The following is a 23,686-nucleotide window of genomic DNA, read 5'->3' as shown; positions in this document are numbered from 1 at the left end:
GGTCATATGCTCAGCCGCAGTGGGAGCCGCGGCTGGAACCGTTGGCTCTGTTTTTTGCATCCTGATTAATCAAAGCTCACAATTTTTCATGGAACATAATTGGATGATCTGGCTGCTGCCGGTTGGCGGGGTCTGCATTGTATTGTTCTACCGTTGGTGCAAAAAGAGTCACGACAATGGAACGGATACTGTGATTTTCTCCGTGCGGAGAACGGACCGTATCCCCACCGTTATGGTGCCGCTTATCTTTGTCAGCACGCTGATTACGCGCGCATTTGGCGGCTCTGTCGGGACGGAAGGGGCGGCAATCCAGCTTGGCGGAGGACTTGCGTCCAGTCTGGGCAGGCTGTTTCACATGGGCGCGAAGGAAAAGAAAATCATGATTATGTGCGGGATCAGCGCCGGCTTTGCAGCCGTGGTAGGGACGCCTGTGACGGCGATTGTATTGGCGTTGGAGCTTGTGGGCGTTGGCGTAGTTTATTATTCGGCCATCCTGCCCTGCGCGCTGTCATCTGTCGTAGGCTTTATGATTGCCTCTGCGTTTCATATTGATTTCCCGCGGTATACACTGAAGGATGTTCCCGGGCTGGGACCGGTATCGATCCTGCAAATTGCTGTCCTGGCAGCGCTGTGCGGGCTTGTCAGCATTTTGTTTTGTATTGCGCTTCGCAAATCGAAGCAGTTTTATGAGCATGTTTTCCCTGGTAAAATTTCCCGCGTTATAGTTGGCGGGCTTATTATTGTGGGCCTTACATATCTGGTGGGGAACAACTTGTATAACGGGGACAGCATTGGGCTGATCGGCGCAGCGGTAAAAGGCACCTCCGCGCCGCAGGACTTTTTATGGAAGATTGCGTTTACCTCCCTTACGATCAGCGCGGGGTTTAAAGGCGGGGAAATTGTTCCTACTTTTGTCGTTGGGGCGACTTTTGGCAGCTTTGCCGGGAATTTACTAGGTCTTTCTCCGTCCATGGGCGCCGGAGTTGGGCTTGTAGCGGTATTTTGCGGAGCGGTAAACTGTCCCCTGACCGCATTTGTTCTGGGGCTGGAAGTATTCGGATCGGGAGCTGGTTTGTTTTTCCTCCTAGCATGTGCGGTCAGTTATGTTTTTTCGGGATATTATGGGCTCTATCCGAGCCAGAAAATATGGTTTGACAAAGTGCGGGCGGCATTTATAGGCCGAAACGCCGAATAGGGAGCTTGGATACAGGTGTTTTCCGGCCGGCACAGCGAGTAAACATTGCCAAGGGCGGGAAGCATGGCAAAATAAAATGGCGGAAAGAGGCAGTAGGAATTTACCGCCTGTTTGCGGGGAGGAATAGATGCGGAATTTATCGGAAATTCAGTCAAGGGTACGGCGCGGAGGGTACGGGGGCAACGGATGTCCGGACGAATTAATAGAAACCCCGGTCCTGGAGACGATTTTTTCACCGTGTGTTTGAAATGGCGCTGCAAATGCTGTATAATAAGTAAAATATTATTCACATTAAAATCTGTAAGGCATTTGAAAGGGTCGTTATCATGAATTCTGTATATTATCAGCTGAAATTGGACCGTGATATTCCTGTTCCGCTTTATTATCAGCTGAAACAGTTTATGATTGAAAACATTGAAAACGGAAAGCTTAAGGAAGGAGACGCTGTCCCAACGGAGGAGGAGCTTTGCGGGATACTCAATATCAGCAGGGCCACAATCCGCCAGGCATTCAGTGAATTGGTAACAGAAGGACACCTGAAGCGCCAGAAGGCCAAAGGGACTTTTATCGCCAAGCCCAAGGTAGAAGGCCGCTTTTTTCAGGTGATCGAAAGCTTTAATGATGAAATGAAGAAAAAAGGCCTGCAGCCGTCTTCCGTGGTGGTGGATTCCGGCACGATGAATGATCGGGAAGTGCTTGAGCAATTGGGACTCGACGGGCGGTCCTCCTGCGTATACATCAACCGTGTACGTTATGCAAACAATGATCCAATGGTCTATGCGCGCACCTATCTTCCGGCTAAGCCGTTCAAAGAACTTCTGAAGGTAGACCTTGGAAAGCATTCCCTGTATAAGACTATGGAAGAAAAATTCGGAGTCGTGGTGCACCGGGTTTCAAGAAGACTGCAGGTAGGGCTGGCGGACGAAGAACTGTCAAGGCTGCTGGCAATACCGGAAGGGTCTCCTATTTATGTGGTCTATACGCTTTCCTATACGAAAAATGGGATGCCTGTGGAATATTCGATTGCGAAATACCGGGGAGATCTCAACGAATTCCGTATTGATCTTGAGAGAGGGTAAAAAAAGGAATAAAAAAGGATGCCATAGGGCATCCTTTTTTGCGCACCCTTACGAACGCTCAAAGTCTTCAATCGATTTTGAAATATTGTGCGGGATCGGATCCCAGCCAATTTTCTTAAACAGCGCTGCAATGGAGATCGGGATATAGGTCAGGATAAAGAACGGGAAAGAGAAGGTATACAGGATCTTTTTCACCGGACTTGTACCGTGAATTTCTTTCCATTCAGTAATGGTGGTAATCAACCCTACAATAAACAGCATAATATAGAAGTTGAACAGCGATGAAAGAATGGCCGAGGTCGTTGTGGAGAAGACCAGATGCTGGATGTAGAAGCTGCTTCCCAGCATACCGTTTACAAGGAAGCATGCGTTTACGAGGATGCTTGCGAGGGATACGAAAATCGCGGGAGCTATGGTGATGAACATATCATAGCAGGCAAAACGCCGTTCGGTGGCAAACCCTTTAACAAGTCCCTTGGTATATTTTCCCAGAACCTGGTAAAACCCTTTAGACCAGCGCAGGCGCTGGGTCCAGGATTGTTTCCAGGTACACGGCTGTTCGTCATAAATCTTTGCACCGCCGCAATAGCCGATCGTCTCGCCATTGATGATGCTGTCCACCGAAAATTCGATGTCTTCCGTGAGCAGGTGGTGTTTCCATCCATGATTTTTTTGGATGATGTCATTGTGGATCAAAAACCCGGTCCCGGAGATGGCACAGCTTGTTTTGAGCATCATACGCGGATTGTTAAGATATTTCGATTCGCGCAGGAACCACAGGGAATAGCCGGCCGAAATCCAGTTGGTACCATAGTTTTTGGAATTGCGGTAGCAGGTAAGAACACGGTAGCCCTGGTCAAAGAGTTTATTCATTTCCGTAACATAATTTTCGTCGAGCAGATTATCGGCGTCAAAAACGAAGTAGCCTTCAAAAGCATTTTTGCCATAATCGCGCTTGATGGCATTTAAAGCATAACTTAAGGCATAGCCTTTGCCTACATATTTCTTGTTGTAGCGTTCATAGACATGTGCGCCCGCCCGCTCGGCAACCTTTGCCGTATCATCCGTACAGTTATCGGCAACAACAAAGATATCGATTTTATCCTGAGGATATTTTTGCTTTTTGATGCTGCTGATGAGCTGACCGATCACTGCACTCTCATTGCGGGCCGCAATCAAGACCGCAAAATGGTGGTTCTTACCCGCGGGCGCAGGCTTTTGCGGTTTTTTAAAAAGCGCGACCACAACATAAATTGCCTGATAAAAATAAAGAGCTGTGAAAAGTATAAACATTGCTAAATTGAAGTTTGTAATAAAAGATAACAAATCAAGTCCTCCTTCGCCATGTACGGCTCTTTTTAATGAACCGTCTTTTTCACACAAGTTCAGATTATAGCACAGTAGTATGTCGAAATCTATGTGCAAATTCTGAACATTTCATTACAATTCCTATCATCCTGTCTACATATGATAGATTGATACCCAAATTATGGGAGGGAAATACACTATTTAGATTAAAAGAGAAATAAAGGGATGGCCGTGAAGATTTCTTATCATGGAATTATTGAAAATCGATTGACTTTTTCAGGGGCGTTTGCTATAATTTTTAATTGTCAGCCGAGGCTGGAATGTTTTAACGACGTTGCGCCACAAGTGCTATGCGCCTGTAGCTCAGTTGGATAGAGCAACGGCCTTCTAAGCCGTGTGTCAGGGGTTCGAATCCCTTCAGGCGCGCCATAAAGATAATTGAACATGGTGGGTATAGCCCAGTTGGTTAGAGCGCCAGGTTGTGGCCCTGGAGGTCGTGGGTTCGAATCCCACTACTCACCCCATTTTTCTTTTGTCTTTAGTCATTGGGGTATCGCCAAGCGGTAAGGCACTGGATTTTGATTCCAGCATTCGTAGGTTCAAATCCTGCTACCCCAGCCAAAAAAATATCTGCAGATTAAAAAAAGGCTATACACATTTCTGCGGTTATGATATAATAATTCACGGTTCATGTGAAATGACCCACTAGCTCAGGTGGTAGAGCACTTGACTTTTAATCAAGGTGTCCGGAGTTCGAGTCTCCGGTGGGTCACCAGCAAAAACCCCGTAACCATGTGGGTTACGGGGTTTTCTTGTATCTGCGTACTACTTGATTTTTGGCATATGCCTAAAAGCACAGCCTTGATGTTCGCGAAAATGACCGTATCTGTGCCGGTTAAGCAGACGATAGGTTCAATCCTATGACCGGCCTTTTTCTTTACGCAGCGGCAATGCTGTTTTTATCGCGCACTGCACAGGGACCGTGTCGCGGCCTGTTTTGCAGTCCATACAGAGAACCCAGTCCGCTGAATCCTGAAGAAAGCCCCGGACTAAGGATTGAAACGGCGTTGCTATTTATTGACAGACATAAGTGTGCGTGATAAAATCAAGGCAAAATCAATATTAAGTTCGGGTGAACACCTACCGCAGACAAAAGGTTTTTTGTTTGCGGTTTTTCTGTTCTGAGGGAGGAATTTATGTGGAACATGATTTGGCCGATCCTGCTTGTCGTGGGGGCAAATGCTTTTTATAATATCAGTACAAAATCGATGCCGGGCAAAGTAAATGCCTTTGCATCGCTTTCAGTGACCTATCTTACGTGTTTTGTACTTTCTGTTATTATGTTTTATGCTACATCAAGCCAGAAGAATCTGCTGACGGAAATATCCAAGGTTAACTGGACCTCGTTTGTGCTGGGACTTTCTGTCGTAGCCCTTGAATTCGGTTATATCAGCATTTACCGGGCGGGATGGAAGGTAAGCGCCGGATCGTTGGTTGCCAACATCAGCCTCGCGTGTGTTCTGTTGTTTGTGGGCCTGCTGCTGTATAAGGAGACGATTTCGCTGCGGCAGGTGGTGGGAATTGGCGTGTGCGCGGCCGGGCTGCTGTTGATTAATAAATAAGAGTTTCGTATAAAGGCAGGCTTGTTGCTGCGTTGGAAGTTTATTCATATATCTGCCGGGAAGGGAAGTTTACTCAATTGACATTAGGTGTATATCATACTAGAATTGAGCTATGAAGATATTAAAATAATAGGAGGACATCCGTATGGATAATGACGTTTTTTACAACCCGACAAAGGTGATATTTGGCAAGGGGACGGAACTTCTGTGTGGGGAGGAAGTTGCGAAATACAGCGATAAGGTGCTCCTCCATTATGGCGGTGGCAGCGCGGAACGGTCGGGACTTCTGGACCGGGTGCGCGCGTCTCTTCGGGCCGCGGGAATTACGGTCTATGAACTGGGCGGGGCAAAATCAAATCCACGGCTGGATCTTGTTTATGAGGGAATTAATATCTGCCGTTCCAACAGCATCGGATTCATTCTTGCCGTGGGCGGCGGTAGTGTAATCGATTCCGCTAAGACGATCGCGTGCGGTACGCCGAACAGCGACGATGTGTGGGATTATTTCCTTGGCAAAAAGATGGCCCAAGCATTGCTTCCCGTTGGCGTGATCCTTACAATCCCGGGCGCGGGGAGCGAATCTTCAGACGGGATGGTTATTACGAACGAAAAGACGATGGCAAAACTGTCTTATGGCGATGACCGCAGCCGTCCGGTATTCTCTATACTGAACCCGGAGCTTACCTATACGGTTCCGGCCTATCATACCGCCGCAGGGATTACGGATGCGATCGCACATGTAATGGAACGCTATTTCACAAGAACTGAGCATACGGACGTGGTGGACCGTATGAGCGAAGCGGTGATGCGGGGATTGATGCGGAGCGCAAAACAGGCGGTTACGGATCCGGAAAATTATGACGCGCGGGCGGAAATTATGTGGGCGTGCAAGATTGCTCATGATGGGACGCTTGGCATGGGGCGTGAGGAAGACTGGGGATCGCATCAGATCGAACATGAGCTTTCCGCGAAATATGATGTTTCCCACGGCGCGGGGCTTGCGGTTGTTTTTCCGGCGTGGATTAAATATGTTTACAGGAAGTCCCCGAAACGGTTTATCCAGTTCGCGATGCGCGTCTTTGATGTGGAATATGATGTGAATGATCCGGATTGGACGGTTTCACAGGGAATCAAACGGTTTATGAGCTTTTTAAAGACGATCAGCATGCCTACATCCCTGCGGGATATGGGCATCAACGATAAATCGGTGCTCGACGAGCTTGCACACCGTTGCGCGGAAAATAACGGCGGATCGGTGGGGCATTTTGCGGTGCTTAATGAAGCGGATATCCGCAATGTGCTTGAATTAGCTTATTAATTGAGAAAAAAACTCCCGGAAAATTTCCGGGAGTTTTTTTATATCCTTACGCTGTGCCGCCTGAATGAAATATGATATGATATTCACACGGAGGAAAAACAATGCGGATTCTACATACCTCAGACTGGCATCTGGGCGTTACCTTAAATAATATGCCGCTGATCGAAGAACAGCGGAGATTTTTGAAAAAACTCTGTGAGATCGTGGATGTGGAAGCGATCGACGTGATTGTGATCGCCGGAGATATTTTTGACCATGCCGTATCGAACTCGGACGCGATTGCTCTATACAACAAGGCAATGACGGCGCTTTGCGTTGAGCGGAGGAAGACAGTATTGATATGCGCGGGAAACCACGACGGCGCCGCGCGCCTTGCTGCGTGCAACGCGCTTTTGGAGCAGGCCGGGCTTTATGTGGCCGGAAGCGTACGCGATGGAGTCAAACGGATTGGGCTGGCGGATACGGCGTTCCACCTCCTACCGTATTTTTCAATCGATGAAGTGCGTTATTTATATCCGGAGGATGAAATCAAAAGCTATGATGAAGCAATGCGCACAATCCTACGGCATATTGAACTGGACCAAGAGAGAAATAATATTTTGGTCGCCCATTGTTTTGTGACCGGGGCGCAGCCCTCGGAGAGCGACCGTTCGGCTATGGTTGGCGGCGCGAATATGGTTGGCGCAGATGCGTTTTCCGGTTTTGATTATGTGGCCTTGGGGCATTTACACAGGGCACAGGAGATCGGCGGGAATGTCCGCTACAGCGGATCGCCTGTCAAGTTTTCATTTGCCGAGGCAAATACGCAAAAAAGCGTGACCATTATTGATACGGGCGATTTCTCGCGGCGGGAAGCGGCGCTTTCTATGAAGCGTGATCTGCGGCTTATCAAAGGAGACTATAATGAGATACTGGACGCGGCGGAGACGGATGGGCGGCGGGAAGATTACCTCAAGATCGAGCTGCTGGACGAATATGCGCATGTTGAAATACTCAATACACTGCGCAACTATTATCCCAATTTGCTTTCACTCGTTGGGAAACAATTGCACAACGCGGAAACCTCGCTTTCTGTGGAGACGGCATCAAGTCTTCAACCTGAGGATATCATGATGATGTTCTACCGGGAATATACGGGGGAAGAACCCAGCGAGACGCAGATGGAATGGTTTCGGAAGGCGGTTGAATTTGAACAAAAGGGCGGTGATATGCAATGATGCCGGAATGGCTGAGCTTTGAAGCGTTCGGCCCCTATGTGAAAAAACAGGAGATCGATTTCCGTTCGTTTGAAAAAGCGGGCCTGTTCCTGATCCACGGGAAAACGGGCGCGGGAAAGACGACGGTGCTTGATGCAATGACATATGCCCTTTTTGGAGAGAGCAGCGGCGGTGGACGAGGGGATATCGCTGCCATGCGAAGCGATTTTGCGGCAGACCGGCAGAATACGAAGGTGGATTTTATCTTTCGTACAAACGGCAGGCAATACCGCTTTACACGCGAAGTCCGCGTTCGGACCAAGCGAAATGGGGAAAAAGAACTCCAACCTTCGCAAAATGTTTTTTTCAAAAACGATGCAGGCGAATTTGAGCCTTTTTTTGAAAATCCGGGGATCAAAAATGTGCGTCAGAAAGCGGAGGAGCTTCTGGGACTGACCTATGAGCAGTTCCGCCAGGTCGTACTTCTTCCGCAGGGGAGGTTCGAGCAGCTTCTGATTGCGGATTCCGCGGAAAAAGAAAAAATACTGGTAACGCTTTTCAAAGCTGAACGCTGGCAGAAGATTACGGACTGGCTGTGCGCACAGGCGCTTGAGCTGAAGCATACGCGTGATGGTGCAGAGCAGAGCCTGGAAGCTGTGCTTCGCCAATATGGTTGTGAAACGGGAACAGAACTGAAAACACTATTGGCATCGCAGCAAGAGGCGCTTGCGGAACAGGGCGAAAAGTGCACGGACCTTGCTGCACAGCTTGACACCGCGGAGAAGACGCTCAAAAACGCACAGGCGATGCAGGGTTTGTTTGTAGAGTGGGAGCAAGCCCGGGAAAGGGTGGCGCAAGCAACCGCCGGGGAAGACGAAATACGCGCGCTGGAAAAACAGTGCGCCCGTGCGGAAGGTGCAGCACAGTTGCTGCCGGTCCGCCGTGAGGTGGCAGCGCTTCAACAACAATGGAAGGTGCACGAAGAGAAAGCGGCCGAAGCAGCGGCACAGGTGGAACGCCTGCAATCACGCCTTAATAAATGCGCGGCTATGATCAGCGGATATGCGGGGGCCCTGAGGCAGGACAAGGTGAAAAAAACTGCGGAGAAGAATGCAGCCGAAGAGCAGCTAAAGCAAGCGGAGAAAGAATATCAGAAAATATTTTCTACCTATATGGGCGATACAGCGCATATGCTCGCGGAGATGCTTGAAGAGGGAAGGGCATGCCCCGTTTGTGGAAGTATCCATCATCCGTCTCCGGCGGCCGGAACGGATGCGAAAGCAACGGAACGGGAGGTCCGAAAAGCAGAAAAGCATATTCAAGCGTTGAGAAAGCGGATTGCGGAGGATGAAAAGGAACTGTTTCTTCTCGAACAGAAATCAGAGGAATGTGAGAAAGGAATCCGTAAGCTGGGACTTGGGGAGAAAGAGAAATGCAGCCATTCAGAAATGAAATACAGCCTGAAGGAACTACTTGAAGAGGCGGAGGGCCTGCTTTGGGAGTATAAAACCTTGCAGGAGTCGCTGGAGCTTTACCGGCGGGAAGGAGCGCGGGCGAAAGAAGTCTTTGAGGAAGCGGTCAGCCGCTTTAAGGCAGCCTGCGAAAAAAAGGGATTTCGGACGGACGAGGAATTTCGCGCAGCTTGTCTGACAGGAGATGAACTTGCGGAGACCCGGCAGAAGATACGTGATTACTATGTAGCGCAAAAGATCGCGGAAGAAAGCGCACGTCTGCTTGCAGAGAAATTAAAAGGCCTCGAGCCTGTGGATATTAGGCCGCTGCAGGAGGAATTCGATCAAAAAGAAAAAGCGCAGAAAACGGCGGAAGCTGTTTTTGCGGAAACAAAGGCAAGGGGGGCGCTGCTCGAAAAAGCGGTTGAAACTGCAGAAGAATATGTAAAAAAGCTGAAAGGTATGACTGAAAAATTTGTAGAGCTGGACGAGTTTTCCAAGATGCTCAGAGGATCCAACGGTATCAGCCTGCAACGGTATATCCTTGGCGTTATGCTGACGGCGATCACGCGGGAAGCGAACATATTGCTGAAAAAGGTGCACGATGGCAGGTATCAGCTTTACCGATCAATGGAAGGGACGGGGCGCGCGCGCAAGGTTGGGCTGGATCTTGAGGTATTTGATTCCTATTCGGGAGAACGCAGGAGCGTTAAGAGCCTGTCGGGAGGCGAAAAATTTCTGGTTGCATTGACGCTGTCTCTTGGGCTTTCGACCGTTGTGCAGGCCCAGAGCGGAGGTATCCATATCGACGCATTGTTTATTGACGAAGGCTTTGGCTCTCTCGATCCTGCATCCATCGAAAACGCGCTTGACGTTCTGGCGTGTGTGCGGGGCGGATCGAAGCTGATTGGGATTATCTCCCATGTCCAGATGCTGAAGGAAAATATCGAAACGACAATTGAAGTGCGTAAAGATCGTACGGGAAGCGATTTGATAATAAATTGTTAATTTTGGAAGCGAGTCCTTGAAATAGAAAAAACCTTGGAGTATTATGTGTAATAAATATGGAGGAGAGATGCGGATGGCTTTCGATAAAATGGATTGGCACGCGGTGACATTCCCGGACAGCATTCCCTATGAAAATGCGGGAACCCATATCGGAATGTACCTTGCATGGCTGGTAAATAATGACTTGATCCAGGATGACTGGCGGGAAGAATTCGCAGATGCGTTTGAACGTGTGCGCAGCAGGGAAATGACGGGCCGTGACCTTCTGGTGGAATGCCTCGACGAGGCGCTGCCCGAGGAACTTATGGTGGATGAGGCCTTGGAATTTACGGGAGAATACTATGTTACTTCCTATATCGACGACTTTGCAGCTGCGCTTGCGGAAGAGGATGTCGATTCAGAATTTGCCGTTTACCTCCACGAGGACACATGGGAAAATTACGACAGGATAGAACACGTTATCAACGAAAAGTTTGAAAAATGGAAAAACCAGGAATTGGATTAAAAAAACGCCGGAAGGCGTTTTTTTAATTTCCTTATTTGACCCCGCGCGTGAAATGACCGCGCGTAAATTCGCTGGGAGGCGTATGCGGCTTTCCCTGCATGGCCTGGCGGTATTCCCGAACCAAGCCGACACATTGCTTCGGGGATTCCGTTGTGAAAATAAGCCGGAGTACATTTGCGCTGACTGAAGGCAGTTTATCCGCCATATAAATGGGGGCGCAATTCAGAATTGAGACTCTGCAGCCGGGGCCGGTACGCAGGACAGGGAAAGATTTTCCCATGCGGTCGGTAAGAACAGCTTGCCCCGCCGCAGCGGGACAGCGTTTTTTATCCCCGCAACGCATAGGGCAGTAGGAGGTAGTCATCAGGGTAAGCCTGCCATAGACGATTGCTTCCGTGGGCAGGAGGTCGGGCAGATCTGCAATCTGCGCCGCATTGAGTTCGACACTTACGGTTGCCCGTTCATAACCAAGCATCCGCAGCGCTTTCAAAGTCTGTCCGTTCATTGCATGCAACGAGGCGTCCGATATCTTGTGTGCGGCGTCCGTCTCCGTAAGCGTGGTCAATAGCTCGCCGTCAAAGCCGGCCCGGTGAGCGGGCATCTCTCCGTCATGTGAAATGAGCGGGTGTGCGCCGATGATTTTGGCGCCGCTCCGCGGAAGCTCATCCGCCCATTTTGCTGCATATGGGACATATAGGATATCTACCAGCGGCAGGACGGCTTTTGCCTGAGCGGCCGTCATTACTTGCGCGGCCAGCTTGCGGGGCTTTTTATGCCGGCCCTTTTTTAAAGGGAGATAAGCGCCGAAGTGATGTTTCGCGGAAAGGGGCGGACGTTCTTTAATATTGCGGACGGGAAGAATGGATGGAATATTTTTGGCAAAGGGGCGGTCGGTGAACCCCCGCCGGCTAAATGCCTTCAAGAGGTCGGTTTTATCTTTCTCCGTGATGGTGCGTCCCTCAAGTGCCTTACGGTAAATGCGTGTGACCGCCGCTACATATTGCGCGGGCTTCATGCGTCCTTCGATTTTTATGCTTGCAATTCCTGCCTGCGCAAGCTGAGGGATATAATCAACCAAGCATAGATCGCGCGGGGAAAGCAAACGGCCCTGTCGCCCTTTTGCGGAATAGTTAAGACGGCAGGGCTGCGCGCATAAGCCGCGATTTGCGCTTCTTCCGCCGAAAAGGCTGCTCATCAGGCATTGACCGGAATAACAGGCGCACAGCGCGCCGTGTACAAACACCTCGAGCTCTGCTTCTGTGTTCTCGCGGATCGCACAAATTTCCGCAAAAGAAAGTTCGCGCGCCAGAACAACGCGGCAAAAACCAAGCTTTTGCAGGACGAGTACGTTGGAAATGCTGTGCGCCGTCATTTGCGTGCTCGCGTGCAGGGGAGCGCTGGGACAAAGTTCCTTCAGAAGCATTGCACAGCCAAGATCCTGCACGATAAAGGCATCGGCCCCGGCTTGTACAGCGGCCCGCGCCGTGTCAATCCATGCGGGGATCTCACGGTCCCGGACAAGCGTATTGAGCGCGAGATAAAGTTTTACATCTGAGGCATGTGCAAAGGAAACGGCGGCCGCGAGGTCATCAAAATTATCCGCAAGATTGCGCGCGCTGAACTTTTGCGCACCGATGTATACAGCATCCGCGCCGTTTTCCACAGCAGCCTTTAAACTGTCCCACCCGCCAGCCGGTGATAAGAGCTCCATAAGATCCTCCTTATATTTCCTACCTATTATAACATATGTTTACGGAGCAGGCTCTCTTGCACAGACGCATTTTTTGGTATATAATAAAGTGTTTTTAAGAAAGGGAGATATAAAGTGGTAAGAGAAGATTTAAGGAATATTGCGATCATTGCGCACGTCGATCATGGCAAGACGACGCTTGTGGACGAAATGCTAAAACAGGGCGGTTCCTTCCGTGACAACCAGGTGGTAGCGGAACGCGTAATGGATTCGGGAGATTTGGAGCGCGAGCGTGGAATCACCATCCTCGCAAAAAATACGGCGACTTATTATAATGATGTGAAAATCAACATTGTAGATACACCGGGGCACGCGGATTTTGGCGGCGAGGTGGAACGCGTTCTTAAGATGGTCAATGGCGTGCTGCTGCTCGTGGATTCGTTTGAAGGTCCGATGCCACAAACGCGGTTTGTTCTCCAAAAAGCGCTTGAACTGAACCACCGTGTCATCATTGTGGTAAATAAGATGGACCGGCCGGACGCTAGGCTGAACGATGTGGGGGAAGAAGTGCTGGAATTGCTCCTTGAGCTTGATGCGACGGACGAACAGCTCGACAGCCCGATTATTTACTGCTCCGGGCGCGAAGGGACGGCGACCATGGATCCAAATCAGAGGGGTACGGATTTGAAGCCGCTTTTTGATACGATACTGAATTATATTCCGGCTCCGGAGGGCGATCCCGAGGGGCCGCTGCAAATGCTTGTATCCTCCATTGACTATAACGATTATGTGGGAAGGATCGCGGTCGGCAGGATCGAACGCGGGACGATCAAAACGGGACAGGAGGTTTCCCTGTGCGATTATCATGTGGAAGACCTGTGCACCAATGGACGCGTTACGGCGATCTATCAATATGACGGATTGAAGCGCGTAGCAGTGGAAGAGGCAAAGGCCGGCGATATCGTGGCGTTTTCGGGACTCGAAAATGTAAATATTGGGAATACTGTGTGTGCGCCCTATGAGTTTGAACCGATTCCGTTTGTAAAGATTTCAGAGCCGACAGTGGAAATGACGTTCTCTGTAAACAACGGACCGTTTGCCGGCAGGGAAGGCAAATATGTGACGTCGCGCCATCTGCGCGACCGTTTGATGGCGGAATTGCGCAAAGATGTTTCGCTGGGCGTTCATGAGACGGACAGCCCGGAGACCTTCCGCGTGCTTGGACGCGGGGAAATGCATCTTTCGATCCTGATCGAGACGATGCGCCGCGAGGGCTACGAATTTATGGTCGGAGCACCCAAGGTGCTGTACAAGACCATTGACGGACATATGTGCGAACCCATCGAGCGCCTGCTTGTGGATGTTCCGGCGGAGAGCGTGGGCAGCGTAATCGAAAAGCTTGGCTCGCGTAAATCGGAAATGGTACATATGACGCCGCAGGGGGAGCGTATGCGTATTGAGTTTAAAATCCCCGCGCGCGGTTTATTTGGTTATCGCGGAGAATTTCTTACCGATACGCGTGGCGAGGGGATACTTAATACGGTATTTGACGGCTACGAGCCTTATAAAGGTGATATTGAAAAACGTACCGTGGGCTCGCTGATCGCGTTTGAAACGGGAGACGCGGTGACTTACGGCCTGTACAACGCACAGGAGCGCGGGACCTTGTTCATTGGGGCGGGCACGCCTGTTTATATGGGCATGGTAGTCGGATCGTCGCCGAAAAACGAGGACCTGGTGGTGAATGTTTGCAAGAAGAAACACGCGTCGAACGTGCGTGCTTCCGGAAGCGATGACGCACTGCGCCTGATCCCGCCGAAAAATATGAGTTTGGAAGAAATGCTGGAGTTTTTGGGAGACGATGAGCTTCTGGAGGTAACGCCGGACAGCCTGCGTATCCGCAAACGGATTCTCGACCACCAGCTAAGGATGAAAGCAAATAAGAAATGAAGACGCCTGATGAAGTTTTACAGAATTGCAAGCGGCCGGAAGGAGAGATTGGAGAGCAAACGATCCGCCGGATGAACGAAAGCCATGCGGAACTGACTACGTGGGGATTTTCCCATTTTGATGTCGAGGACAGCGCGGCAGTCCTTGACATTGGCTGTGGGGGCGGAAAGGCGCTCAAGCAATTATCGCAGCGCACAAGGAAGGGAAAGCTGTTCGGCATCGATTATTCCGAAACGTCCGTAAGAGTAGCGAAGCAGGAAAACGAAGCGGATGTGGCAAGCGGAAAAATGGAGGTCGTTCACGGGAGCGTATCCGATCTTCCGTTTCGGGACGGCATGTTCGACCTTGTGACCACGGTCGAGAGCTATTACTTCTGGCCGGATTTAGCGCATGATTTCAGAGAAGTGCGCCGGGTGATGAAACCGGGCGGTATTTTCGCGATCGTCGCGGAGATGTACAATCATGACAGCCAGAGCGAGGAAGATAAATATATTGTAAAAACGCTTAAAATGCATAACAACACGCCCGAGGAACTGAAAACCATGCTGAAAGAAGCGGGATTTATGGAAGTGACTGTTGACACCAGGAAAGAAAAAGGATGGCTGTGCGCAATCGCAACGAAATAAAAAAGCGCCGTTCGGCGCTTTTTTTCAGCAAACAGAAAAAGTCAGTCAGCGAACCTTTCAAGCATCCAGGCCATGTTTTCACCGAGCAGTTTCATGGTTTCGAGGCCTTCCTCATCCCGTTCCCAATCGTTCCGGCCTTCCGCCATCATGAAGTTCCAGTGGGAAGAGGTCACGATGGGCATCTGGCTTGCCTGAAACAGATAATTGATGGCAGAGAAGGTAAAAGTTTCGCCGGAACGGCGAGCCGAAACGACGGCGGCGCCCGGTTTGTTTTTAAGTAGAAATCCGTTGTTGCGTGTTACGCGTCCAAGCCGGTCGATCAGGCATTTCGTTTCAGGAGTCATATTCGCGAAATAGACCGGCGAACCAATCAGGATGCCGTCTGCCCCGATTGCCTTTATGATAAAGTCGTTCATTTCGTCGGTAGCGATGGAGCATCGGTGATCCATGATATTCTTGCAATGGCCGCAGTCGATACATCCGCGAAGCGGTTTTCCGCCAACCTGTACAATTTCAGTTTCGATGCCGCGGGTGTTCATTTCGTCACAGGCAAGCTTCAGGCTATGGTAAGTATTCCCGCGCTTATGCGGGCTTCCGTTGAATGCGATTACTTTCATCGCGCTGTTCACCTCCGGTCGTTTCTTTCAGTATAACACAAGGAAGGGGACATGAAACAAAATACTGCCCTGCGGAGGGCGGCGCAGGAGGTCTAAAATTTTTATAAAATCTGTTTCCATTGGGAAAAGACAATGATATACTGTTTCTGGATGTTTATAAAGTAAATTACAACATACAACAAAGGAGAAACCAATGGAATTTTTGGTGGAAGGGTTTGCCGCGCTCACATGGCAGCAGATCGTTATGTTCGCTGTGGGGGGCGTACTTATTTTCCTCGCGATTTCTAAGAAACTGGAACCCGCGCTGCTTTTGCCGATGGGCTTTGGCGCGATCCTGGTCAACATTCCTTTTTCAGGTGCGGTCGACCAGGTGATGGCAGGGATCGGGCCGGTAAACGGAATTGTAGACTGGCTGTTCAGCGTAGGGATTTCCGCGTCGGAAGCGATGCCGCTTTTGCTTTTTATCGGTATTGGCGCAATGATCGACTTTGGGCCGCTGCTTAAAAATCCTAAGCTGCTGTTCTTTGGAGCGGCAGCCCAGTTTGGTATCTTCGCAACGATTTTTGCCGCTTCGGCAATGGGTTTTTCGCTCACAGACGCAGCTTCCATCGGTATTATCGGTGCGGCGGACGGTCCTACTTCGATTCTCGTTTCTCAGGTGCTCGGAAGCAAGTATGTCGGCGCAATTGCAGTTGCGGCCTATTCTTATATGGCGCTCGTGCCCATCATACAGCCGCTTGCCATCAAGCTTGTAACGAGCAAGAAGGAACGTGCGATCAAGATGGAATATCATGGGGAAGACATTCCGAGGATCGCAAAGATTTTATTCCCGATCGTCGTAACGATGATCGCAGGTCTTGTAGCCCCGGCTTCCATTGCGCTGGTTGGTTTCCTGATGTTTGGCAACTTGCTGCGGGAATGTGGAGTACTGGATTCCCTTTCAGATACGGCACAAAAGGTTCTTGTCAATCTTATCACGTTGCTGCTCGGTATCACGATCGCTTCCACGATGAAGGCGGAAAATTTTGTAAACATACAGACGATTCTCATTATGTGTCTCGGACTCGTAGCGTTTTTCTTTGATACAATTGCGGGCGTGCTGTTTGCAAAGCTGTTGAACCTGTTCAGCAGGAAGAAGTTGAATCCCATGATCGGTGCTGCCGGGATATCGGCGTTCCCGATGTCCGCACGCGTGGTACAGAAAATGGGGCTTGAGGCGAATAACCAGAATCATCTGCTGATGTTTGCGGTAGGGGCAAACGTTTCGGGGCAGATCGCTTCGGTGATTGCTGGCGGCGTGATTCTCGGACTCGTACCGGCGCTGATATAAAAGAAAGGAAAATATTATGGATGCAATTTCAGGTTCCCTCCAGCTTATGTGGCAGGGGATGGTCTCGATCTTTGTGGTAATCGCCGCAATTTGCGTAGCGGTTCTCGTTATTAATAAGGTAACAAGAAGGAAGAAGCAATAGGTTTGGATTACACAAAAATTTTTCGTGAAAAGGGCGTTACATTATATGGAAGCGGGGTATTGCCGCAAGGACTGCGGGTATATGAGGCCCTGCCCAATGTAATCTCGTTTGCGTTACCGCTACCGCGTGCCATCGTGCAGGAGGTTGCGGAAACAGGCCCGACAAAAACGTATTTCCACCATTACCGCACATGCAACGCATATATTGACCATATTTCTTATGCGCTGGTTCTGGCGATCAAAGCGGAAGCCTACGATGCGGCCTATATCCCAGCATCCCAGTCCGTGAGCGACGACGGCTATCGCGGCCTTTTTTCCCATAAAGCGGCGGCGGTGCTGTGTGGGATCGGAGGGATCGGCATGAACGACCTTCTGGTTACCCCGCGCTATGGAGCGGGAGTGCGTCTTGGGACCGTAATGACGGATATGCCTGTCGGAAGGTCCGCACCGGTTGAAAATCCCTGCAGCGGGTGTGGGAAATGCGTTGCGGCATGCCCGAGCGGAGCGCTTCGCGGAAAAAAGTGGGAAGATGCGGCTTCGCTGGAAGATATGATGGACGTGGATCTGTGCAGCGCTTATATGAAAAAAACATATCAGGGAATCGGCAGGGGAGCCGTATGTGGAATTTGCATGGCAGCCTGCCCCCTGGGACAGTTCTGAACCCCTGTGTGATGCAGTTTTGAAAAAACTATGAATAATTTATTACGAAACTATTTACAAAACTAACCAAACATTGTATAATAATCAAAGTTATAAGGTGAAATGGTACTTTATAGCTTCGTAAAAAAACAGAGGAGATTAATATGAATCATATTATATCTAATGTTAAAGAGGGTTTTTCTAAAGCATTCAATGCAACGAAAGACAAGCTTTCACAGGTGAAAGACTCAATTTCCAATATCCATGTAAGTGCAAAAAGATCAGGAAATGTAACCATGTCCACGGGAAGGTCCCGGAGCAGGATTACTATGCAGAGGCCGGCTCGGCGCGGGACGCGTCGCTATACGGCGCGGCGTGTAAACCGCAACCGTTTCACTGCGGTCGTGGCAATCGCTGTCGTGGCGGTTATGGTTCCGGTTATGGTTATGGCTGCGAATGGAGATACCGCACAGGCAGAACCCGACGTGCCGGAAATGGTACAGGTTGCAGAATATAACGTAGAAGCACAGGCGGGAACAACCGCTATGGCAGCGGCACCGGAGATTACGGACACGACGCAGGCAGTTGTCGAAGAGACTACCGTAGCGTCGGGTGAAGCGGAAACAGACGCGGCGGTGGCGAAGACTGCGGAAGAGCCAACGCCGACCCCTGAGCCGACTCCTCAATATGTTATGTTGACGGAAGGCATGAATGATGCTTCCGTGCCAGCGTTGCAGCAGAGATTGATGGATCTCTATTACATGGGCGCTGATGAAACAACGGATTATTACGGACCCCAGACGGCACAGGCGATCAAATATTTCCAGAGAAAACACGGCCTTGCGGTCGATGGAGCGGCAGGACCGGAAACACAGGCATTGCTGTTCTCTGACCAGGCGAAGGAATATACGATGTCCCTTGGCGCTGAAGGTTATGATGTAGAGCGGATGCAGGAACGGCTGATGGCACTCGGTTACCCGATTTCCTCCGCGAGCGGCTACTTTGGTGAAGAGACCGAAAAAGCTGTGAAGTATTTCCAGAGAATGAATGGTTTGACGGACGACGGCAGTGTCGGCCATATGACGGAAGAGTTGATTTATTCGGGAGAGGCTGAAAAGGCGCTCGAATATGAGGAACCGAAAAAGGAAAGCGGGAGCGATTCATCCGGCAGCAAAGGGAACGGTTCTTCCGGCGGCAATAAGGGCAACAGTTCCTCCGGTTCTTCGGGCGGCGGAAGCTCAAGCTCGTCCGGCGGTAGCAGCAGCCCGTCTTATACGGCTGACCCGGGGTCTGTAGAAGCCTTTATCGATGTAGCTTTGGCTCAGGTTGGGAAGGGCTACACGCTTGGCGCAAAAGGTCCCAATGAGTTCGACTGCTCCGGCTTCGTCTACTATGCTCTTAAGGAGAGCGGCAATGGCATTGGCTATATGACGTCCGGCGGCTGGGCAGGCTCCGGATATACGACGGTAGGCTGGGATGATTTGCAGCGTGGCGATATTGTATGCGTAACGGGACATGTGGCGATCTATCTTGGCGGTGGTCAGGTAGTGGATGCTTCCTCTGGTCAGGATGCGATCGTTGTGAGAAATATGGGTTCTTGGTTCCAAAGCCGCTTTATCTGTGGCAAGAGACCTCTCTAAGACTTTAAAAGAAACTTCAGGAACGGATGCAAAAGCGTCCGTTCTTTTTTTGCGTTCTTGTATAGTTCACATATATTTGTTATAATATTTTCTCAGCGGGAGGTAGTTATGACGGAATACAAATTGGGGCTTGATATTGGCTCTACCACAATCAAAATTGTGTTGATTGATGAGAAAGACAATATCTTGTTTGAAAGGTATCGACGTCATTTTTCAGACGTCAGGGGCGAGCTCTTAAATCTGTTCAAGGAAATTGCGCAGGAATGCGGTACATATACAGTAACCTCGGCCATCACAGGTTCCGGGGGGCTTTCTGTTGCCAAAATTTTAGGACTTCCCTTTATTCAGGAAGTGGTCGCGGGAGCACGGGCAACACAGAAATATATCCCGCAGGCCGACGTTGTCCTTGAGCTTGGCGGTGAGGATGCGAAAATTACTTATATGAAGCCGTCGCTCGAACAGCGTATGAACGGAACATGCGCGGGGGGCACGGGAGCTTTTATAGACCAGATGGCGACATTGCTTAACACAGATCCGATGGGATTGAACGGGTTTGCCAAGACCTATCATACGATATATCCGATTGCCGCGCGCTGCGGGGTATTTGCGAAAACGGATGTGCAGCCGCTTATCAACGAAGGAGCGGCCAAGGACGACATAGCCGCCTCAATTTTTCAGTCGGTCGTCAACCAAACCATATCCGGGCTTGCGTGCGGCAGGCCGATCCGGGGCAACGTCGCTTTTCTTGGCGGGCCACTCCATTATTTGACTGAGTTGCGCAAGCGGTTTATTGAAACGCTGAATTTGAAGGATGAAGCGATCATCCATCCGGAAAATTCACATCTTTTTGTTGCGCTTGGCGCTGCGCTGATGGCGGAAGGAACGGAATTCCAAATCAGCGAGCTTCCAGGGATGCTCGAACATGCGGGCGAAGGAGAGCATGAGACGAGGCGGCTGCGTTCGCTGTTTGAAAATCAGGAGGAGTATGACGAGTTTCAGAAGCGGCATGCTCAGAAAAACGCCGTGCGCGCCGACCTGAAAGATGCCGAAGGAGCCTGCTATCTGGGGTTGGATGCCGGGAGCACAACGATTAAAGCGGTTTTAATCGATGATCAAAGTAGGATGCTATATTCCCATTACCATTCCAACGATGGGAGTCCGCTCGATTCCGCAGTGGAAATCGTACGTGATATTTATCATAAAATTCCGGGAAAGGCCTATATTGCGGGTGCATGCGTTACAGGCTACGGAGAGGCAATCATAAAAGAAGCGCTGAAGCTTGATCTCGGCGAGATTGAGACGATGGCGCATTATAAGGCGGCGGAATTTTTTAACAAGGACGTGGACTTAATCATTGATATCGGCGGGCAAGATATGAAATGCCTGCGGATCAAGAATGGCGTTGTAGATGGAATCATGCTGAATGAAGCGTGTTCCTCAGGGTGCGGCAGCTTTCTGCAGACATTTGCTTTTTCATTGGGGATACCCATCCAGGAGTTTGCACAGGAAGCGCTTAAAGCACAGAATCCTGTCGACCTCGGAACGCGTTGCACCGTATTTATGAACAGCCGGGTGAAGCAGGCGCAGAAGGAAGGGGCAACGGTGGGAGATATCTCTGCCGGGCTTTCTTATTCGGTTGTAAAGAACGCACTTTATAAAGTAATCAAGGTCAAGGACCCGCAGGATCTTGGCAAAAATATTGTCGTGCAAGGCGGGACTTTTAAAAATGATGCGATTCTGCGCTCTTTTGAGCTGGAACTCGGCCGGGAAGTCGTTCGTCCGGATATTGCGGAACTCATGGGTGCCTTCGGTGCGGCCCTGCTTGCAAAAAAGGAAATGAAGGGCAAACGATCGGCAATATTATCCAGTGAGGAGCTTGACCGCTTCACGTATAAGGGCAGTTTTGCACGCTGCGGGAAATGCGAGAACAGGTGCATGCTCACGATTACGACCTTTGAGGATGGACGGAAATTTGTTTCCGGAAACCGCTGTGAAAAGGGAAGCGGTATTGTACGCAAAAACGACATGCCGAATCTATTTGACTATAAGCTGAAGCGTGTCTTTGATTATGAGTCTCTGAGCGAGGAGGAAGCGTCTAACGGAACGGTGGGAATTCCACGCGCGCTCAATATCTATGAGAATTATCCGTTCTGGCATACGATGTTTACCAAGCTTGGCTTCCGCGTCGTGCTGTCGGATCCGTCCAGCCATTCCATGTTCCAGAAGGGAATGGAGACGATTTCCTCGGATACTGTCTGCTATCCGGCGAAGCTGATCCATGGACATATCGAGAACCTTGCCGAAAAAGGAGTGAAACGGATATTCTATCCCTGCGTGCCTTTTGAGCGCAAGGAGTTTGACAATACGAACAACCATTATAATTGCCCGATTGTTACATCCTATCCTGAGGTTATCAAGAACAATATGGATGTTCTTCATGAGCAGGGGATTGAGTTTATCAATTTTTTTGTGGCGCTTGATGAACCGGAGTTCATGCCGCAGAAGATTATGAAAGAATTTGGCAAATACGGGATTACGGAACACCAGGCCCAGGAAGCCGCAGAAGCCGCATATGCCGCGCTTGACGCATTTAAGCAGGATATGCGGGACCAGGGCGAAAAGACGATCAAATGGCTCGAGGAAACCGGAAATACGGGCATTGTGCTTGCGGGGCGGCCCTATCATGTAGATGCGGAGATAAACCATGGGATTCCATCGCTTATCACGAGTTATGGGCTCGCCGTATTGACCGAGGACAGCGTTGCCCATTTGGGGCATCTTGAGCGCCCGGTACGGGTGATGGACCAGTGGGCCTTCCACACCCGGCTGTATGAGGCGGCTGCGGCGGTTGGACGCTACGACTGCCTCCAGCTTGTGCAGCTCAATTCATTTGGCTGCGGCCTGGATGCGATTACGTCGGATCAGGTACAGGAGATTATCACGGCGGCAGGGAAAATTTATACTCTGCTTAAAATTGATGAGATCAGCAACCTCGGAGCGGCCAAAATACGGATTCGGTCCCTGATTGCAGCGCTCAAGGAGCAGAGGGAAGAACAGGCTGGGAAATCAAAGCCGGAGCGCAAGGACGCGGTGTGGCACCGCCGCATCTTCACCAAGGAGATGCGGGAGAAAGGGACCATTGTTTGCCCGCAGATGGCTCCGCTCCAATTTCAGTTCCTAAAGCAGGCCTTCGATCCTACGGGTTATCATTTCAAGGTGTTGACAGAAGTGACTAAGGAAGATATTGACGTAGGCCTCAAATACGTGAACAACGACGCATGTTATCCGACGATCATCGTGGTGGGGCAGCTGGTCAATGCGTTTTTGACCGGGAAGCTTGATCCGGATAATACGGTTATTATGCTGACGCAGACAGGCGGCGGCTGCCGTGCATCCAACTATCTGGCCTTTCTGAGAAAGGCGCTGAAAGAAGCGGGATTTCCCCAAGTGGTGGTGGTGTCCATCAACTTCTCTGGGCTGGAGAAAAACCCGGGATTCCGTTTCACGGGCGGTCTTGCGATGCGTCTTTTGCTTGCGATTCCACTGGGTGATCTGTTGCAGAAATTATTGCTGGCGACCCGCCCTTATGAGAAAAACAAGGGGGAGACCAATGCGTTGTTTGACAGGTGGGTCGAGAAAATACAGGATATCGTAGAGCACACGCGCTATTTTGGCTATCGGAAAGCTGCCAAGCAGATGGTCCGGGACTTTGAAGCAATCGAGCGCACCGGTGAAATGAAGCCTAAGGTTGGTATCGTAGGAGAAATCCTTGTGAAATACCATCCCGACGCCAACAATCATGCCATTGATGTGATTGAAAACGAAGGCGGAGAGGCGGTAATGCCCGCATTGATGGAATTTTTTACATACAGCCTATACAGCTGCAAATTCAAGCATGAAGAAATGGGAAAATCCAAAGCGGTCTATAAAGCCGCCATGTTTGGCATCTGGCTGGTCAACTGGTTCCGCAATCCGATTCAGCGTGCGCTTCGGAAAAGCAAATACTACGAGCCATATCCAGAGATAAGCCATCTTGCCGAGCGCGCGGAAGAGATGATTTCCTGCGGCAACTGCACAGGCGAGGGATGGTTCCTGACAGCGGAAATGCTGAGCCTGATCGAAGAAGGAACGCCAAATATTATCTGTGTCCAGCCGTTCGCCTGTCTGCCGAACCATGTGGTAGGAAAGGGAATGATCCGCGGAATCCGCAATAAATATCCTCAGGCAAATATTGTGGCCGTAGACTATGATCCGGGCGCTTCAGAGGTCAACCAGCTTAACCGAATCAAGCTGATGATCTACAGTGCATTTGAAAATTTGAAAGCGCAGCAGGCTGATAAGGAAAAGAAAAAAATATTATGACAGCAAAAG

Annotated in this window: 17 protein-coding genes and 4 tRNA genes; 18 read left to right on the top strand and 3 right to left on the bottom strand. The window is 50.2% G+C overall.

The annotated features are described in order from the left end of the window. Positions 1 to 88 precede the first annotated feature (88 nt). Both B1H56_RS04925 and B1H56_RS04915 read left to right on the top strand, forming a co-directional pair. Positions 89 to 1,195, top strand: a complete 1,107-nt coding sequence (locus tag B1H56_RS04925) for a chloride channel protein (RefSeq protein WP_162938959.1) — start codon at positions 89 to 91, stop codon at positions 1,193 to 1,195. A 326-nt stretch (positions 1,196 to 1,521) separates the two neighbouring features. Then, complete coding sequence (locus tag B1H56_RS04915) at positions 1,522 to 2,274, top strand: GntR family transcriptional regulator (protein ID WP_066518312.1); 753 nt, start codon at positions 1,522 to 1,524, stop codon at positions 2,272 to 2,274. A 48-nt stretch (positions 2,275 to 2,322) separates the two neighbouring features. On the opposite strand, the gene B1H56_RS04910 is transcribed toward B1H56_RS04915, so the two are convergent. Further along, positions 2,323 to 3,600: a glycosyltransferase family 2 protein gene (locus B1H56_RS04910; RefSeq protein WP_242862029.1), complete on the bottom strand. Its 1,278-nt coding sequence runs from the start codon at positions 3,598 to 3,600 to the stop codon at positions 2,323 to 2,325. 334 nt (positions 3,601 to 3,934) lie between these two features. Here B1H56_RS04910 and B1H56_RS04905 point away from each other — a divergent pair. The 9 genes from B1H56_RS04905 to B1H56_RS04865 all read left to right on the top strand — a co-directional run bounded on the left by B1H56_RS04905 (position 3,935) and on the right by B1H56_RS04865 (position 10,682). Continuing rightward, positions 3,935 to 4,011: transfer RNA gene (locus tag B1H56_RS04905), tRNA-Arg, on the top strand. 18 nt (positions 4,012 to 4,029) lie between these two features. Further along, positions 4,030 to 4,106: transfer RNA gene (locus B1H56_RS04900), tRNA-His, on the top strand. A 22-nt stretch (positions 4,107 to 4,128) separates the two neighbouring features. Then, a tRNA-Gln gene (locus B1H56_RS04895) sits at positions 4,129 to 4,203 on the top strand. A 78-nt stretch (positions 4,204 to 4,281) separates the two neighbouring features. Next, positions 4,282 to 4,357 (top strand) — tRNA-Lys (locus B1H56_RS04890). A 421-nt stretch (positions 4,358 to 4,778) separates the two neighbouring features. Continuing rightward, entirely contained in the window at positions 4,779 to 5,204 is a 426-nt protein-coding gene (locus tag B1H56_RS04885) for an EamA family transporter (protein WP_066518313.1), read from the top strand. Between the two features lie 145 nt (positions 5,205 to 5,349). Continuing rightward, a complete protein-coding gene (locus tag B1H56_RS04880; protein WP_066518317.1) occupies positions 5,350 to 6,522 on the top strand; it encodes an iron-containing alcohol dehydrogenase in 1,173 nt (390 codons plus the stop codon). A gap of 101 nt (positions 6,523 to 6,623) precedes the next feature. Continuing rightward, complete coding sequence (locus tag B1H56_RS04875; protein ID WP_066518320.1) at positions 6,624 to 7,739, top strand: exonuclease SbcCD subunit D; 1,116 nt, start codon at positions 6,624 to 6,626, stop codon at positions 7,737 to 7,739. Further along, the gene (locus tag B1H56_RS04870) at positions 7,736 to 10,177 is read left to right on the top strand and encodes an AAA family ATPase (RefSeq protein WP_066518323.1); all 2,442 of its coding nucleotides are present in this window, start codon (positions 7,736 to 7,738) and stop codon (positions 10,175 to 10,177) included. The genes B1H56_RS04875 and B1H56_RS04870 overlap by 4 nt, the downstream gene beginning before the upstream one ends. A 73-nt stretch (positions 10,178 to 10,250) precedes the next feature. Further along, a complete protein-coding gene (locus B1H56_RS04865; protein WP_066518324.1) occupies positions 10,251 to 10,682 on the top strand; it encodes a DUF7832 domain-containing protein in 432 nt (143 codons plus the stop codon). Between the two features lie 31 nt (positions 10,683 to 10,713). On the opposite strand, the gene B1H56_RS04860 is transcribed toward B1H56_RS04865, so the two are convergent. Further along, positions 10,714 to 12,393, bottom strand: a complete 1,680-nt coding sequence (locus B1H56_RS04860; protein ID WP_066518325.1) for a peptidase U32 family protein — start codon at positions 12,391 to 12,393, stop codon at positions 10,714 to 10,716. Between the two features lie 114 nt (positions 12,394 to 12,507). Between B1H56_RS04860 and typA the strand changes: the two genes are divergently transcribed. Together typA and B1H56_RS04850 are read left to right on the top strand one after the other, a co-directional pair. Continuing rightward, positions 12,508 to 14,322: a translational GTPase TypA gene (gene typA, locus B1H56_RS04855; RefSeq protein WP_066518327.1), complete on the top strand. Its 1,815-nt coding sequence runs from the start codon at positions 12,508 to 12,510 to the stop codon at positions 14,320 to 14,322. After that, positions 14,319 to 14,948: a class I SAM-dependent methyltransferase gene (locus B1H56_RS04850; RefSeq protein ID WP_066518329.1), complete on the top strand. Its 630-nt coding sequence runs from the start codon at positions 14,319 to 14,321 to the stop codon at positions 14,946 to 14,948. The genes typA and B1H56_RS04850 overlap by 4 nt, the downstream gene beginning before the upstream one ends. A gap of 41 nt (positions 14,949 to 14,989) precedes the next feature. Here B1H56_RS04850 and B1H56_RS04845 read toward each other — a convergent pair whose 3' ends face one another. After that, positions 14,990 to 15,565, bottom strand: a complete 576-nt coding sequence (locus B1H56_RS04845) for a flavodoxin family protein (protein WP_066518332.1) — start codon at positions 15,563 to 15,565, stop codon at positions 14,990 to 14,992. A gap of 193 nt (positions 15,566 to 15,758) precedes the next feature. On the opposite strand from B1H56_RS04845, the gene B1H56_RS04840 reads away from it, so the two are divergent. From B1H56_RS04840 to B1H56_RS04825, 5 genes are all read left to right on the top strand, one after another. Beyond that, positions 15,759 to 16,895, top strand: a complete 1,137-nt coding sequence (locus B1H56_RS04840; protein WP_066518335.1) for a sodium ion-translocating decarboxylase subunit beta — start codon at positions 15,759 to 15,761, stop codon at positions 16,893 to 16,895. 16 nt (positions 16,896 to 16,911) lie between these two features. After that, entirely contained in the window at positions 16,912 to 17,037 is a 126-nt protein-coding gene (locus B1H56_RS14940; RefSeq protein WP_258106409.1) for a hypothetical protein, read from the top strand. 2 nt (positions 17,038 to 17,039) lie between these two features. Beyond that, on the top strand, positions 17,040 to 17,696 hold the full coding sequence (locus B1H56_RS04835; protein WP_066518337.1) for a 4Fe-4S double cluster binding domain-containing protein: 657 nt from the start codon (positions 17,040 to 17,042) through the stop codon (positions 17,694 to 17,696). A gap of 143 nt (positions 17,697 to 17,839) precedes the next feature. Beyond that, positions 17,840 to 19,315 carry a C40 family peptidase gene (locus B1H56_RS04830; RefSeq protein ID WP_066518339.1) on the top strand — a complete coding sequence of 492 codons (1,476 nt, stop codon included), beginning with the start codon at positions 17,840 to 17,842 and terminating at the stop codon, positions 19,313 to 19,315. A 108-nt stretch (positions 19,316 to 19,423) separates the two neighbouring features. Next, the gene (locus tag B1H56_RS04825) at positions 19,424 to 23,677 is read left to right on the top strand and encodes a 2-hydroxyacyl-CoA dehydratase (protein WP_066518341.1); all 4,254 of its coding nucleotides are present in this window, start codon (positions 19,424 to 19,426) and stop codon (positions 23,675 to 23,677) included. Positions 23,678 to 23,686 lie beyond the last annotated feature (9 nt).

The organism is Christensenella minuta (assembly GCF_003628755.1).
GTDB lineage: Bacteria > Bacillota > Clostridia > Christensenellales > Christensenellaceae > Christensenella > Christensenella minuta.
The sequence above is the reverse complement of the archived record's forward strand: the minus strand, read 5'-3'. Positions and strand labels throughout refer to the sequence as shown.